Source organism: Viridibacillus sp. FSL R5-0888 (genome assembly GCF_038009105.1).
GTDB classification, from domain to species: Bacteria; Bacillota; Bacilli; order Bacillales_A; family Planococcaceae; genus Viridibacillus; species Viridibacillus arenosi.
In genome coordinates this window covers 1,006,584-1,021,883 of sequence record NZ_JBBPAU010000001.1, presented here as the reverse complement: position 1 = coordinate 1,021,883, position 15,300 = coordinate 1,006,584, and the positions used below count along the sequence as shown (strand labels likewise).

12 protein-coding genes and 1 other annotated feature are annotated in these 15,300 nt (G+C 36.9%); all 12 genes read right to left on the bottom strand.

What is annotated here, in order from left to right; genetic code table 11:
* Window positions 1–169 precede the first annotated feature (169 nt).
* Window positions 170–2,104, bottom strand: a complete 1,935-nt coding sequence (thrS, locus tag MKY02_RS05040) for a threonine--tRNA ligase (protein ID WP_038187733.1) — start codon at window positions 2,102–2,104, stop codon at window positions 170–172.
* 292 nt (window positions 2,105–2,396) lie between these two features.
* Window positions 2,397–2,640, bottom strand: a binding site (T-box leader).
* A 75-nt stretch (window positions 2,641–2,715) separates the two neighbouring features.
* Window positions 2,716–3,660 carry a primosomal protein DnaI gene (gene dnaI / locus MKY02_RS05035; protein WP_038187734.1) on the bottom strand — a complete coding sequence of 315 codons (945 nt, stop codon included), beginning with the start codon at window positions 3,658–3,660 and terminating at the stop codon, window positions 2,716–2,718.
* The gene (locus MKY02_RS05030) at window positions 3,647–5,074 is read right to left on the bottom strand and encodes a replication initiation and membrane attachment family protein (RefSeq protein ID WP_038187735.1); all 1,428 of its coding nucleotides are present in this window, start codon (window positions 5,072–5,074) and stop codon (window positions 3,647–3,649) included. The genes dnaI and MKY02_RS05030 overlap by 14 nt, the downstream gene beginning before the upstream one ends.
* A 23-nt stretch (window positions 5,075–5,097) precedes the next feature.
* A complete protein-coding gene (nrdR, locus tag MKY02_RS05025; protein ID WP_038187738.1) occupies window positions 5,098–5,565 on the bottom strand; it encodes a transcriptional regulator NrdR in 468 nt (155 codons plus the stop codon).
* Window positions 5,566–5,808: 243 nt separating this feature from the next.
* Complete coding sequence (locus tag MKY02_RS05020) at window positions 5,809–6,831, bottom strand: glyceraldehyde-3-phosphate dehydrogenase (protein WP_038187741.1); 1,023 nt, start codon at window positions 6,829–6,831, stop codon at window positions 5,809–5,811.
* A gap of 133 nt (window positions 6,832–6,964) precedes the next feature.
* On the bottom strand, window positions 6,965–7,561 hold the full coding sequence (coaE, locus tag MKY02_RS05015) for a dephospho-CoA kinase (RefSeq protein WP_038187743.1): 597 nt from the start codon (window positions 7,559–7,561) through the stop codon (window positions 6,965–6,967).
* A gap of 13 nt (window positions 7,562–7,574) precedes the next feature.
* Window positions 7,575–8,447: a bifunctional DNA-formamidopyrimidine glycosylase/DNA-(apurinic or apyrimidinic site) lyase gene (gene mutM / locus MKY02_RS05010; protein WP_038187746.1), complete on the bottom strand. Its 873-nt coding sequence runs from the start codon at window positions 8,445–8,447 to the stop codon at window positions 7,575–7,577.
* Between the two features lie 12 nt (window positions 8,448–8,459).
* Window positions 8,460–11,087, bottom strand: a complete 2,628-nt coding sequence (polA, locus tag MKY02_RS05005) for a DNA polymerase I (protein ID WP_038187748.1) — start codon at window positions 11,085–11,087, stop codon at window positions 8,460–8,462.
* A 326-nt stretch (window positions 11,088–11,413) separates the two neighbouring features.
* Window positions 11,414–12,958 (bottom strand): two-component system histidine kinase PnpS, encoded by a 1,545-nt coding sequence (pnpS, locus tag MKY02_RS05000; RefSeq protein ID WP_038188370.1) that lies wholly within the window; start codon window positions 12,956–12,958, stop codon window positions 11,414–11,416.
* Entirely contained in the window at window positions 12,958–13,671 is a 714-nt protein-coding gene (locus tag MKY02_RS04995) for a response regulator transcription factor (RefSeq protein ID WP_038187751.1), read from the bottom strand. The genes pnpS and MKY02_RS04995 overlap by 1 nt, the downstream gene beginning before the upstream one ends.
* Window positions 13,672–13,720: 49 nt before the next feature.
* Window positions 13,721–14,197, bottom strand: a complete 477-nt coding sequence (locus MKY02_RS04990; RefSeq protein ID WP_038187755.1) for a MaoC/PaaZ C-terminal domain-containing protein — start codon at window positions 14,195–14,197, stop codon at window positions 13,721–13,723.
* Window positions 14,198–14,348: 151 nt separating this feature from the next.
* Window positions 14,349–15,287 (bottom strand): malate dehydrogenase, encoded by a 939-nt coding sequence (gene mdh, locus MKY02_RS04985; RefSeq protein ID WP_038187758.1) that lies wholly within the window; start codon window positions 15,285–15,287, stop codon window positions 14,349–14,351.
* Window positions 15,288–15,300: the final 13 nt, after the last annotated feature.

Below are 15,300 nucleotides of genomic sequence, written 5' to 3'. Positions count from 1 at the left end.
CTCAACTTCTAATTTTGACATATTTTGTAATTAAATAAGGAAATAAGGTAACTTAAAGCAAATGTTTTATCAAAAAATAGCAAGATGATATTTTTTTAGGATTAGGAGTATACGAAAAAGGTGACTGAGACATTAATGTCTCAGTCACCTTTCTATTATTAGAAATTACTTATTCAAAAGAAACGTCAGCTTTTAAATTCACTAAGAAATCTTCAATCGCAATGCTTTCAGAATCTTGAGAGCCATAGCGACGTACGTTTACACTACCTGCTTCTAATTCTTTATCACCTAATACAAGCATGTAAGGAATTTTCTTCATTTGTGCTTCACGGATTTTGTAGCCAAGTTTTTCTTCACGATCATCCATTTCAACACGGAAGCCTGCTGCTTGAAGTTTTTCTTCTACTTGTTTTGCATAGTCGAAGTGAACTTCGTTTGATACAGGGATGATTTCTACTTGCACTGGCGCTAACCAAGTTGGGAATGCACCTTTGTATTCTTCTATCAAGAAAGCTACAAAACGTTCCATTGTTGATACAACACCACGGTGGATAACAACAGGACGATGTGGTTTACCATCTTCACCAACATAGCTTAGATCAAAGCGTTCTGGTAATAAGAAGTCAAGTTGAACTGTTGATAAAGTTTCTTCTTTACCAATTGCAGTTTTTACTTGAACGTCAAGTTTTGGACCATAGAATGCTGCTTCGCCTTCAGCTTCGAAGTAATCTAAGCCTAGTTCATCCATTGCTTCTTTTAGCATACCTTGCGCTTTTTCCCACATTGCATCATCATCGAAGTATTTTTCAGTATCAGCTGGGTCACGGTAAGACAGACGGAATGAGTAATCATTTAAATCAAAGTCTTTATAAACTCCAAGCACTAATTCTACTACACGTTTAAATTCTTCTTTAATTTGGTCTGGACGAACGAAAATATGCGCATCATTTAGAGTCATACCACGTACACGTTGAAGTCCTGATACAGCACCTGACATTTCGTAACGGTGCATTGTACCAAGTTCAGCAATACGTAATGGCAGGTTACGATATGAGTGCATTGACGATTTGTAAACCATCATATGGTGTGGACAGTTCATCGGGCGTAATACAAATGTTTCGTTATCCACTTCCATTGGTGGGAACATATCATCTTGATAGTGTGCCCAGTGTCCTGAAGTTTCATATAACTCTTTTGAACCCAATACAGGAGTATAAACATGTTTATAACCAAGAGACAATTCTTTGTCTACGATATAACGTTCAATTGTACGACGAATTGTCGCACCATTTGGTAACCATAACGGTAGACCTTGACCTACTTTTTGAGAAGTAGTGAATAATTCAAGTTCTTTACCAATTTTACGGTGATCACGTTCTTTTGCTTCTTCTAGCATTTGAAGATGTGCTTTTAGATCGTCTTTTGTAAAGAATGCTGTTCCGTAAATACGTTGTAGCATTTTGTTATCTGAATTACCTCTCCAGTATGCACCAGCGATTGATAACAATTTAAATTCTTTAATCTTACCTGTAGATGGAACGTGTACACCACGGCAAAGGTCGAAGAAATCGCCTTGTTCGTAGATTGATACTTGCTCATCTGCAGGAATAGCTTCGATAAGTTCTAATTTATATTCATCATCAATTGCAGTGAAGCGTTCGATTGCTTCAGCACGTGATATGTCTTGGCGAGTGATGACGATATTTTCAGAAATGATTTTTTTCATTTCTTTTTCGATTTTCAGAAGATCATCAGCAGTGATTGGTTCTGGTGAGTCGATATCGTAGTAGAAACCACCTTCAATTACTGGACCTACTCCAAGTTTTACACCAGGGAACATACGTTTAACAGCTTGCGCTAAAAGGTGAGCTGTAGAATGACGCATTACTTCTAATGCTTCAGAATCAGAAGGTGTTACGATTGCAATGTCACCGTCTTCTTCTAAAGGTGTTGTTAAATCTACTAATTGTCCGTTGAATTTACCAACGATTGCTTTTTTACGAAGTCCCGGGCTAATTGATTGTGCAATTTCTTCAGTTGTTGTACCTTTTGAAAATTCCTTTACTGCGCCATCTGGGAATTTTAAATTAATCATGTCTGCCATTTTGTAATCTCCTTTTAGTTTTATTTATTTTAGCCTTACGAGAGGTTTAGGGCCGCACGATGCGGGTCACGCTGTCGTTGCCACAGGACGTGGCGTTTTTAGACTTTTTTCCTTTAAGTGGGTCGCTTCAGCATTTAGATAAATTTCTAGCTTCAGCGGCCAGACTCTCGAGGTCACTTCCACTTTCTCGGACAAAAGCTAAAAAACGCTTTTGTTTCGAAAGTTTCAGTGCTTGTCGAGTCTGAACGGGCCGCTTTAGCATTTAGATAAAAACGCAAAAAAGCCCCATCCCAAAAGGGACGAGGCTGTATTCTCGTGGTTCCACCCTTCTTCCTTCTACTGCCAACACTTAAAAAGAGTGCAGGTATAGACGAAGCTCTCGATCGGCTAACGGGCCGTTACCGTCGACAATTACTAGTACATTCACTGTCGCTGCTCCAAGGGGGTAAATAATTTGCCGTACTAAGAAGCTTCCAGCCTAGGCTTCTCTCTCTAAAAGTCGTACAAAAAATTGTTGTCCTTTTCAAAGCATTTTTTATATTATGACTGAAAGTATACGCTCGATTAAGTTTAAAATCAAGTAGGAAAAAAAGTCAATCAAAAAAATGCAACTATTTCTGATCTCTTCGGTTTTGCCCACTCATTCGGATTGGTGTCGTCACAGCTTTAATACGCTCCATAATTCGTGAAGCTTTTAACATATCACGATCACCTTTTTGGTTATAAGCTAAATGGTCTTCTAATTCATCATATCCAAGATTCGAAGTGATGAATGTCGGCAATTGTTCCGCCATTCGGTAATGAAAAATCGTTCCCAAAATTTCGTCACGTGTCCAACTCGACAACGTTTCAGCGCCTAAGTCATCTAGCATTAAAACAGGCGCCTTTTTCACAAAATCTATTTTCTCTTGTAAAGATTGATCTTGGATTGAACCTTTCATTTCACGTAAAAACTCGGGTACAAATACTACAACCGATTTGATTTGTAAAGTCGCCAATTCATTGGCAATAGCCCCTAATACAAAAGATTTACCGACACCAAATTCACCATATAAATAAAAGCCTTTGTGAGGAAGTTCACCCGTTTCTTTAAATTCACGAACGAAATCCGCTGCGCGATTAGCGATATTCACACGTGAATGATCATCAATCATTAAATCTTTGATCGTCGCTCTTAACACGTCTTTTGGCATATGCATACTCGAAATCATAGAGGCAGCTTGACGACGCTCATCCTCCATGCGTTTTTGTTGACACGGTGTATATTCGACTTCTATTGAATCGCGGATAATTGATAATATTGGCACAAAGCCCTTTAATGCATTTTGACATTTTGCAACGGATACACATTCGTCACAATCATGTTTCTGTCCTGTATATTCATATAATTTACCTAGACCACGGTCTACCATATCTTTGTTTACTTCTTGATCGTTGTCAGCTAGAAATTGCTGGACACCTTTATTTTCAAGAATTTCTCGCTTCATTTGCTCGTATCGTTCTTGAAAAGTTTGTGAATCCATCACTTTTCTAAGTTGATTATTAATCGGTTCCATGTGAATCCACCTGCCCTTCCTCTATTCCTAGTTTCTCTAGAATTTTACGTCTTTCCTCTTCAAAATCGGTATCACTCTTAGCTGCTTCTTTTGAAGTTTCTTTTATAGTATCTTCTTTCTGAGGTTTCTTTTCTTTATTTTTCTTAAACCAGTCAGGGACTTTTTCTTCTCGACCACCGGTGTAACGTTTTTTCGTTGCAGGTTTTTGCTCAGCTGTTTTCCATTCCATATACTGCTTATGCTCTTTGCGCGCTAAGTCCATTGCTTCTTTCGTCGTTTTCACACCTTTTCGAATCCAATGTGAGGCAATCTTTTCGACATAGTTTTTAGTTAACTTCATGTCTGTACGTAAAAGAACATACTGAAGTAAGGCATTTACAACACCAATTGGCATTTGATATTGTAGGACAAGATTTTGAGCAAGCTGAATGTCAGCAGGGATTGGTTCTTTCCCATCAGCGATATCACGCAAGACATCAATTGGAGCAGTTGTTTCTAGGTAATGAATCAATAACTCTTCCTTCGTCTGCAAAGCTTGCTCTTTTGTAGTCTTTTTCTCTGCCTCATTAACTGCCGATTGGAAAGCTTGTTGCATAGCAGGTGGTTCTGTTGAAACAGTCAATTTGTAATAATCAGCTGCCGATTTCTTTAACCTTGACTCGGATAACATCATATGATCATCTAGAGCGAGCATAACAACTTTTTGCATATCTAATGGTGTTAAATGATATAAAAAAGCTAACTTTGCAATTGTTGCATTCGCTTCAGCAGTAAGTGCTGAAGATGGTACAAGTTGTTCTGACAATCCAGCTCTAAGTAAAGAAAAATCGAAGTCCTCGTAGTTAAATGGTAGTTCTTTAGGTTTCTCTCTTTCCTCAACTGTCTGCTCATTCGCAAAGGATGGTAAATGATGCTGCACAGGACGATAGACATCTGTAAATGTTCTTGACACTTCCTGATAGCCATCATTTGATGGACCCTTCTGAACGAAACGTTGGCGCAACTGTCTATAGGCTTGTTCACCAATTTTGCTAAATAAAAACATGGATAGTAAGGGATCATTAAAAAAAGCTGATGCTTCTAAAGGAGGCATCACGTCGTACATAAATGAGCGTACATCCTCAGAATCTTTACGCCAAGTGCGCATTAAACCAATAGCTTCTAATGCGATGCGCGACTCGAAAATCTTTGCAATCGGCATATCAAGTGAGTTCATCAAATGGTAATGTGATAATTCAGCTTCAGTCGTACTTTCTCCTTCAGCCCAAAGCATAAAGTATAAGCTAATGGGCTCCGCACCTATTAACGGCTGATAAAGCAGAGTAATAAGTTGGCGATCGTAGCTAGATACGGGAAATGGCATTCGAATGGACAATCGATCAACGGGCTGTAGTTCTTTATATAAATGCACCACGATCACCGTCCTTCATATCGCATTTATTTGTCATCGGATTGTCTTTCTATTAATTCCTTTAATTCTTCAATAAAGACATTAATATCTTTAAATTGACGATATACAGAAGCAAATCTTACATAAGATACTTCGTCAATTTTCGCAAGACGATCCATAATCATTTCCCCGACATCTTCTGTCTTCACTTCTGAGTTACCAATTCTACGTAGATCTTGTTCAATAGCAAATACTAATTCCTCTAATTGATTAAGTGCTACTGGACGCTTTTCGCACGCTCGGATAAGACCTCGCAAAACTTTTTCACGGCTAAATTCCTCACGTGAGCCGTCTTTCTTCACGACGATCAACGGCATTTCTTCTACTTTTTCAAACGTAGTAAAACGATATGCACATGATTCACATTCTCGGCGTCTACGGATTGCTTTATTGTCATCTACTGGTCTTGAATCAATAACCTTTGTTCCATTAAACTGACATGCTGGACATTTCATATTTTTTCTCTCCTGATTGCAAAACATTTTAGTTTATCTATTATATCAAATAATGCCTTAAAAAATCGAAAAAATGCAGTGGAAATTCTCAGATGTATGATAAAGATACTGTTTTTGGCCAATATAAGGGCGTTACTAACAGAAAAAACAGACATATATTCACAATTAATTGCAGTTTTTTCTACTCTTAAACAAAAAAACCCTTTCTAGTACACTACTAGAAAGGGGAATATTATATTAAAATTAAGCGTTTACAGAAGCCTTAAGAGCAGATGCAACTTTTTTCGTTAAATCTACAACACGAGTTGAATATCCCCACTCGTTATCGTACCAAGCAAGTACCTTCACTTTACGACTACCAATTACCATTGTAGTTAGGCCATCGATTGTAGCTGATGCTGGGTTTGTATTAAAATCCACTGATACCAATGGTTCCATTGTGAAGTCTAAGATTCCTTTTAGAGAACCCGCTGATGCTGCTTTGAACGCTTCATTCACTTCTTCAACCGTAACATCTTTGTTTAAATCTACTACTAAATCTACTAACGAAACGTTTGGTGTTGGAACACGAAGTGCCATACCATGTAACTTGCCTTCTAGTTCTGGTAATACTAGAGTTAGAGCTTTGGCAGCTCCTGTTGAAGTAGGAATAATTGAAGCCGCACATGCACGAGCACGACGTAAGTCTTTATGTGGATTATCAATATTTTTTTGATCATTTGTATATGAATGAACAGTTGTCATTAAGCCATTTTCAATACCAAAAGTATCATTTAATACTTTTGCAACTGGTGCAAGACAGTTTGTAGTACAACTTGCATTTGATATTACATCATGTTTTGAAAGGTCTAATTTTTCATCATTAACACCCATTACAATTGTTACATCTTCATTTTTCCCAGGTGCTGTTAAAATAACTTTATTAGCTCCTGCTTCTAGATGCAATGCTGCTTTTTCACGAGCATTGAATTTACCTGTTGCTTCGATAACGATATCAATATTCATTTCTTTCCAAGGTAAGTTCAAAGGATCACGTTCACTAATAAGTTCAACACGTTTGCCGTTTATGATTAGGGCTTTTTCTTCAAATTGAACATCCCCATCAAATTTCCCGTGATTTGTGTCATACTTAATCAAATGTGCTAACGTTTCAGCTGGGTAACTAGCATTAATTGCAACAATATTTAAATCATCTTGAAGTATCGCTTGACGGAACACCATGCGACCAATACGGCCAAATCCGTTAATAGCAATAGAAACTGTCATGAATAATATCCTCCTGTAATTGCGTTATACTTATTTTATTAATTCGAAAATTAGTATAACACATTTTAAGGAAAGTAAAACCTATTATGATGAACATTTAAAAGTTAGTGAATTCTGATTTTTCTAAAATACCCTATTTGAGTACATTCCACTTACCTAATATTTTATACAATTGCTCCCTCGTTGATTCAAGCGAGTTATTGTTATATATAACTGCATCAGCGCCTTTTTCTTTTTCAGATAACGGTAGTTGAGAACTAATTCTCGCCATAGCTTCTTTTTCAGATAAATTATTACGTTCCATTAAACGTTTTAATTGTGTTTCTTCTGTGACAGTTACAACTAAAATCTTCTCTACGAAATGTTGAAGGCGACTTTCAAATAATAATGGAATATCCATCACTATATCTTTTGAACCGTTTTCTAATAACTCATCACGTTGACGAAGCATTTCTTGGCGAATAGCCGGATGTATAATATCATTTAACGTTTTACGTGCTGCAGGTTCATGGAAGATAATACTCCCTAGTTTAGGACGATCTAGAGTACCATCATCCAGCAACACTTCTTCGCCAAATGCTTCTACTATTTGTTTTAGCGTTTCTGTTCCAGGTTCAACTACTACTCGGGCTACTAAATCAGCATCAATAATTGGTAAATGTAACTCTTTTAGCATTTCTGCCACTGTACTTTTACCACTCGCAATACTTCCAGTTAATCCAATAATCATCTATATCACACCTTTAATGTTGGCAATTTGGGCAATAAACTGAGTTTCTGCCACTAATTATCTTTTGTTTAGTATCTCCATTACAAGTCGGACAAGTCTTTTTCCCATACATTTTCAAACGATGTTGCATACTGCCTGCTTCACCATTAATATTTCTGTAATCTGAAATGGTCGAGCCGCCAACATCAATACTTTCTTGCAAAACATGAACAATTGTCTCAAAAAGTTCGATTTTACGTTGTTGACTAATTCGTGACAATTTACGAGCTGGATGAATATTCATCTTAAACAGCACTTCTGTCGCATATATATTCCCGCAACCTGCAATCACATGCCCATCCATAATTACTTCTTTAACTGCCTTATTTGCATACTTCGGCAGATTTGCTCTCTCAAGAAAATGAGGTAGTGCTTCATCTGAAAAAGGTTCAGGTGCCATTTCAAGTAGTGGCGGATGCTCTGCTAGCTCATGCAAAAAGCGCATTTCACCAAAACGACGAATATCCGAATAAACAAGCCAATTGTCATCATCGAATTGGATTAAGACATGCGCATGCTTTAGAAATTTCTCTTCTGTAATATCACTAAGTTGCGATACATGGAACCATGCGCCCGTCATCCCTAAATGGTTGACGAGCAAATATGGATTCCCTTCTTTCTCCAGATGAAAAAAAATATATTTTGAGCGACGTTCAATGCTTTTAATAGTCATTCCTTCAATTGCTTGTTGGAAAGAATCAGGATCAACTGCTTTTATAATACACTCTTTACCTTGCTCTTTCGCTTGTTTAATAATCTTTGAAATCGTCACATGATGAATCGTTTTACCGGTAACGACCGGTTGTAATGAACGCACAACACCTTCTACTTCTGGTAATTCTGGCATGCGATCACTCCTTTATTTTGTATCATACCAAGTTGGGCCAAATGCAAAATCGGCTCTCAATGGTACATTTAGTTCAAATGCTTTCCCCATCACTTCTGGAACTAGTTTTTCAAGAATAGCAATTTCCTCTTTTGGTGCTTCGAAAATTAACTCATCATGTACTTGCAGAAGCATTTTCGTTTGTAAATTTTGTTCTTTTAATGCTGCTGCCATATCTATCATTGCTTTTTTTATAATATCGGCAGCACTACCTTGAATTGGGGTATTCATAGCAGTACGTTCAGCAAAGCTACGCAAATTGAAGTTTGAACTTTTCAGGTCTGGCAAATAGCGACGTCGATTTAACATAGTCGTCACATAGCCCTGTTGCTTCGCTTCTTCCACGATATTTTTCATATAGTCCTGTACACCTGGAAAGCTAGCGAAATAACGTTCAATGAAATCTGCCGCCTCTTTACGTGTAATATCTAAGTTTTGAGATAGACCGTAATCACTAATTCCATAAACAATTCCAAAGTTAACTGCTTTTGCTGCACGACGCATATCCGATGTTACTTCCTCTTCTGCTACGTGGAATACATTCATTGCTGTATTCGTATGAATATCTAAACCATTTTGGAATGCATTGATTAAGTTTTCGTCACCACACATATGAGCTAATACACGTAACTCAATTTGCGAATAATCTGCTGCAAAAAGAAGCCATTCTGGATTTGAAGGAACAAATGCTTGGCGAATTTTACGGCCCTCTTCAAGTCTTACAGGAATGTTTTGCAAATTCGGATCTGTAGAACTTAAGCGCCCTGTTGATGTTAACGCTTGCTGGAATCTTGTATGAATTTTTTGATCTTCTTCGTGGATTTCTTTTAATAATCCTTCTATATAGGTTGATTGTAACTTCCCAAGCTGACGGTACTGTAAAATATGACGAATAATTTCGTGTTCTGGCTCTAATTTTTCTAATACATCCGCTGCAGTTGAATAGCCTGTTTTTGTTTTCTTAATAACAGGTAAGCCCAATTTTTCGAACAGAATAACCCCCAGTTGTTTCGGTGAATTTATATTGAAGGCTTGGCCAGCAATTGAATAAATATCTTCTTCAATTGTTTTTAGTTTCGTTGTTAGATCATGCCCCATTTCAACAAGTCGTTCACGATCAACTGTGATACCTTCGCTTTCCATTTCACTTAATATCGCAGCAAGTGGTAACTCTAACTGTTTATACAGCTCAAATTGTTCATTTTCTCGAAGAAGTTGTTCTAATTTTGGCTGCAAGCTGAATACCGCATTGGCTTTACGACAAGCATGCTCCGCCACAGCTTCTATTGCCGGAGTCGCTTTCTTAGCACCTTTACCATATACATTGTCATTTGATAGAACATCAGTATAACCAAATTCTTTTGAAATCGTTGCAACATCATCGGAAGGAATAGCGGGATTTACAATATATGCAGCTAAGAGCATATCGAATTCCACCCCTGCTAATTTAATACCATCACGTAATAATGCGGCTTGTGCGGCTTTTGAATCAACCATAAACTTCTGCTTTGAAGCATCTTCTAACCATTCTTTTAATGATATTGAAGCCATTGCTTTGTCGTAAGGAATATAATAAGCTTGCTTGTCATCAACTAATGCAATACCAAATCTGTCGCAAGTATGATAGTGCTCATCAGCAAGTTCAATATGTACAGCCATCGCATCTTGTAACTGCTCTGCTGATACATCTTCTAATATAGAAAAAGTTAGTTCCTTTGTTGTTGTTGCTTCTGATTGAAATTCACTTTTTTCGATTAATGATTTAAAAGATAAATCTTGCCATAAAGAAAACAACTCATCTACATTTGGACCATCATACACTAATTCATCCAGTGTAATAGTAATAGGTGATTGACGATCAATCGTCGCTAACTGTTTACTCATTTTCGCTTGCTCTTCATTGGTCGTAAGTTTTTCTTTTAACTTTGCACCACTCACTTGTTCTACATTTTCATATAGTTCTTCGATTGTTGGATATTGTTTTAATAATTTGATAGCTGTTTTTTCACCGACACCAGGTACTCCTGGTATATTATCTGATGCATCACCCATTAGACCTTTCATATCAATAATTTGCTCTGGCGTTAAGCCATACTTTTCTTGAATATGATCCGGTGTATATTTTTCAATATCCGTCATGCCTTTACGTGTAATATAGACAGTTGTATTATCTGATGCAAGCTGCGTTAAGTCTTTATCTCCACTAACAACGATTACTTGTAGCTTTTGTTCTTCAGCTTGTTTACTCAAAGTACCGATAATATCATCCGCTTCGTACATTTCCAGTTCATATTGCTTAATACAATACGCATCTAATAATTTTCGCAAATACGGGAATTGCTCCGATAATTCAGGTGGTGTTTTCTGACGGCCACCTTTATATTCCCCGTAAGTAGAATGACGGAATGTTGTCTTACCAGCATCAAATGCCACAAGCATTTTCGTTGGTTTTTCCTCTTCTAATATTTTCTGTAACATCGTAGTAAAGCCATAAACGGCATTTGTATGAATACCGCTATCATTTGTTAATAGTGGTAAAGCAAAAAATGCTCGATATGCTAAGCTATTGCCATCTAAAAGTAGTAGCTTTTCCTTTGTCATAAATACTCTCTCCTCTTACTTTTTCTCTATTTTGAGCTATTTGCTTTATATGTTATTATGCACGGAATTTCTTTTTTCCTAAACGTCAAAAAGCCGTCTCTCCCTTCTATCTTACCACGCGTGTAAGTAGAAAGGAAAATGACGACTGATGCAAATACGAAAAAATGTTCGTATTTTATAATTACTGTATTCAGCTCTTTAAATCCTAAAAAAAGAATCTAGGAAAACCTAGATTCTCACTTCCATAAACACTGGTTGAAGGGGGCTTCGAATATTATATTAACAAAGGATTATGAAGAGTATATATATAAATTGTAAATGTTGTGTTAATTTGGTTGTTTTGTCGGCAAAATAACACGCATTGTCGTTCCTTTACCAACTTCACTCTCCACTTGAATTTTACCATGGTGCGCCTCTATTAAATGCTTCACAATTGCAAGACCAAGACCTGTTCCACCAGAATTGCGACTACGTGCTCGATCAACACGGTAGAAACGTTCAAAAATTCTTGGAATTTCAGGTTTTTCAATTCCAATTCCCTCATCGATTATTTCAATGACGCCACTTTTGTTTTGTTCATATAATTTTACTTTGATTTTCGTATTCTCTGGTGAGTAAGTAGTCGCATTTGTCATTAAATTCATCACAACCTGGATTAGCCGGTTTGCATCACCTTCAACTACAACATCCTGCTCAATTTCCGCTTCGAAAGATATGTTTTTTTCCTCAAGACGTGGCACTGTCATTTCAGACGCCCTTACAATTACATCCTTTAAACTTGTACGTTCAATATTAACTGTAAAACCGTGCTTTTCAATTTTCGATAACTCTAGCAAATCTAAAATAAGCATCTGTAGGCGATTACTCTCTTTATTAATAATTTCTAAAAAGGATAATAATGTACCTTGTTCTTTGTAAGCACCGTCTAATAATGTTTCAGAAAAGCCTTTTATCGATGTAATAGGAGTACGTAATTCATGCGATACATTTGCTACAAAGTCCTTACGTATTTGCTCTAGCTTTTTCAATTCTGAAATATCGTGCATGATAATTACAATCCCTAGCCAGTGACCGTGCTCTCCTATTACAGGGGCTCCATATACTTCCATATGGTGGAATTCTTGTTGAATCTCTATTTGCATTTGTTTACGGTATGTTATTTCTGTCATAAAGACGTGGTCAACAAATTGTTCTAGCTCATTTGGTAATCCTAACTCACGGAAAACCTGTTTATAGACTGTACTATAGGGCACATCGAATAATTCTAAAAACGCTTTATTCACAATAGATACATGCCCTTCTTTCCCAATCATTATAAGTGCACTACCCATATTTTCTATCAGCGTCTTTAGACGCTCTTGCTCCATCTCGCGAATCATCATAATATCTTGCAAGTTTCGGGCAAGGACATTAACCGCATTACTTAGTTGTATTGTTGGTGATTCTACATTTTCAAATGCCCTTGCACGATAATTTCCTTTTGCTAACTCTAACGCTGTATTTGTTACATTATCTATAGGCTGAGCCAAATTCTTTATCAAGCGCGAAGTAACAACCATAAGTAGTATGAAGGTTATAATCAAAGTGATAATAAGCATAATCCATAGGCGAATCCTTATATCCGAAAATTCATTTCCGCCAAAATCAAGCGGTAGGGCATTTATTATAGCCTGTTCTTGATCTGCAGTTAAATCAATTCTTTGCTTTTCTATTGCACGTAAAATATTGTCATGTGATCGGATAGAATTAGAGCGTATAGAATCCTCTACATATACAGGAAAAAGCTGGCCTAGTATAAAACCAAGACCAGCTAGAGCTGTACCATACAGAAATCCAAAAGCAATGAGCAACCTAGCTTTAAGAGATTTCATCATAGCTTCGGCTCCTCAAATTTATAGCCTAAACCTCTTATTGTTTTAATGAATTTTGGTTTGCGACTATTTTCTTCAATTTGTTCACGTAAGTGGCTAATGTGCACATCAACAATCCGCGTATCTCCTGCAAAATCATAATTCCATACAGCACTTAATAACTGATCGCGTGTTAACACACGATTTTTATTTTCTAATAAATAGACAAGTAGTTCAAATTCTTTTGGAGTGAATTCTAACACTTCCTCTCCTAAAAAAGCTTCAAACCGATCAGGGAGTACTTGCAGTTGTCCAAATGAATATGTTTGTTCAATATGCTCTTCTTCTTCCTTCACTACTTCTGTCACTTTAGAACGGCGTAATACCGCTTTAACCCTTGCCATTACTTCACGTGGACTGAATGGCTTTGTCATATAATCATCTGCTCCAAGCTCAAGACCAAGTACTTTATCAAACTCATCGTCTTTTGCTGTTAACATAATAATTGGTGTATTAATTTTTTTAATACGTAGCTCTTTGCAAACTTCCATGCCGTCCATTTTAGGTAACATTAAGTCTAACAATAGTAAATCCGGCTTTTCCAAAATTGCTTTGTGTAAGCCGTCTTTCCCATCATTTGCAATTACAACTTCATATCCTGCCTGTTGGAGATTGTATTGTAATAATGTTGCTATTGAAATTTCATCTTCTACTACAAGTATTTTATATGTCATGTTTTTTCCCCCGCAATTGATTTGAAACCCCCATTTCAAACCTTCGCTACTAGATTTCTTCTTTCTTATTTGCAGAATCATCTTGTTCACGATTCGGCGGATTTACTGTCACTCTACCTTGCATCACTATCAGGTCTTCATCATTACGTCCTTCAATATTCACAGTTACTTCGTTAAGCTTTACATTCACTTCGGTTACTTCAAGTAAAATATGAATCGTATCATAATGATATACCGGTTGCGGATATTCAAATTGTTGCGAAGTAATATAAGAACCAGGACCTGGAATATATTTTGAAATAGCTGATGTTACCACACCATTCAACATGATTGTAGGTACTACAGGTTTTTGAAAACTAGTCTGTGAGGTAAAGTCATGTTGTATGTATAGAGGATTACTGTCATTGGTTAAGCCGAGATATAATAGTAAGTCTTTATCTTCGATTTTCTCCGTTAGCTGTAATGATTCGCCAACAGACAACTCTTCAATTTTTTTACCTAACTTTCCCTTCTTGCCAAGTAACACAATATTCCCCCTTAAATAATTTGTTATTTCAATAGTATCAATAATCAGTAAAAAAAGACAGTGTGATTGCATACATATATCATATTATCTGAACTTTTTTATACCAGAAAAAAAACGAGTAGGTAACAACCTGCTCGTTAATAAAAGTATGTTAAGCAAGAACTTTCATAACGTTTTTAACTGCTTCTGCAGAGTTATCTAAAGCTGCTTTTTCTTCAGTTGTTAAGTCCAATTCAATAATTCTCTCGATACCGTTAGCACCAAGAATAGTTGGTACACCAAGGTAGATATCATTGTAACCATATTCGCCTTCTAAGTAAGCGATTGATGGTAATACACGACGTTGGTCTTTAATTATTGCTTCAGCCATTTCAATTAAAGCTGCAGCTGGAGCATAGTAAGCAGAACCATTACCAAGAAGGTTTACGATTTCAGCACCACCGTTACGAGTACGATCAACGATCTCTTCTAAACGCTCAGGAGCGATTAGTTTTTCTAGTGGAATACCACCTGCAAATGAGTAGCGAGTAAGTGGAACCATAGTGTCACCATGACCACCAAGTACAACACCAGTAATATCTTTTACTGAGATGTTTAGCTCTTCAGCGATGAATGAACGGAAACGAGCTGAATCAAGAACACCCGATTGACCGATTACGCGGTTTTTAGGGAACCCAGATTCTTTGTAAACTGTGTAAGTCATTGCATCAACTGGATTTGTTAAAACGATAATTGTTGCTTTTGGAGAGTATTTTACAATTTCTTTTGTTACTGCTTTCATAACGCCTTGATTGATTAGAACTAAATCATCACGACTCATTCCTGGCTTACGAGCAACACCAGCAGTAATGATTACTACGTCAGAATCAGCAGTATCAGCATAATCAGAAGTACCCTTTACACGTGCGTCAAAACCTTGTACCGGAGAAGCTTCGAACATGTCTAGAGCTTTACCTTTTGTTGGGTTTTCAGCTTGTGGAATATCTACTAATACAACATCACCAAGTTCTTTTTGTGCAGCTAAGAAAGCAGATGTAGCGCCAGTGAAGCCCCCGCCAATTACAGAAATTTTACTACGTTTCAAAGTCATTCGAATACACTCC

Bases quoted from the DNA above. Each gene is read 5' to 3' on its own strand.
- MKY02_RS04995 (WP_038187751.1), bottom strand. From the start codon at position 13,671: ATGACATATAAAATACTTGTAGTAGAAGATGAAATTTCAATAGCAACA.
- thrS (WP_038187733.1), bottom strand. From the start codon at position 2,104: ATGGCAGACATGATTAATTTAAAATTCCCAGATGGCGCAGTAAAGGAA.
- mutM (WP_038187746.1), bottom strand. From the start codon at position 8,447: ATGCCAGAATTACCAGAAGTAGAAGGTGTTGTGCGTTCATTACAACCG.
- dnaI (WP_038187734.1), bottom strand. From the start codon at position 3,660: ATGGAACCGATTAATAATCAACTTAGAAAAGTGATGGATTCACAAACT.
- mdh (WP_038187758.1), bottom strand. From the start codon at position 15,287: ATGACTTTGAAACGTAGTAAAATTTCTGTAATTGGCGGGGGCTTCACT.
- coaE (WP_038187743.1), bottom strand. From the start codon at position 7,561: ATGATTATTGGATTAACTGGAAGTATTGCGAGTGGTAAAAGTACAGTG.
- pnpS (WP_038188370.1), bottom strand. From the start codon at position 12,958: ATGAAATCTCTTAAAGCTAGGTTGCTCATTGCTTTTGGATTTCTGTAT.
- polA (WP_038187748.1), bottom strand. From the start codon at position 11,087: ATGACAAAGGAAAAGCTACTACTTTTAGATGGCAATAGCTTAGCATAT.
- nrdR (WP_038187738.1), bottom strand. From the start codon at position 5,565: ATGAAATGTCCAGCATGTCAGTTTAATGGAACAAAGGTTATTGATTCA.
- MKY02_RS05020 (WP_038187741.1), bottom strand. From the start codon at position 6,831: ATGACAGTTTCTATTGCTATTAACGGATTTGGCCGTATTGGTCGCATG.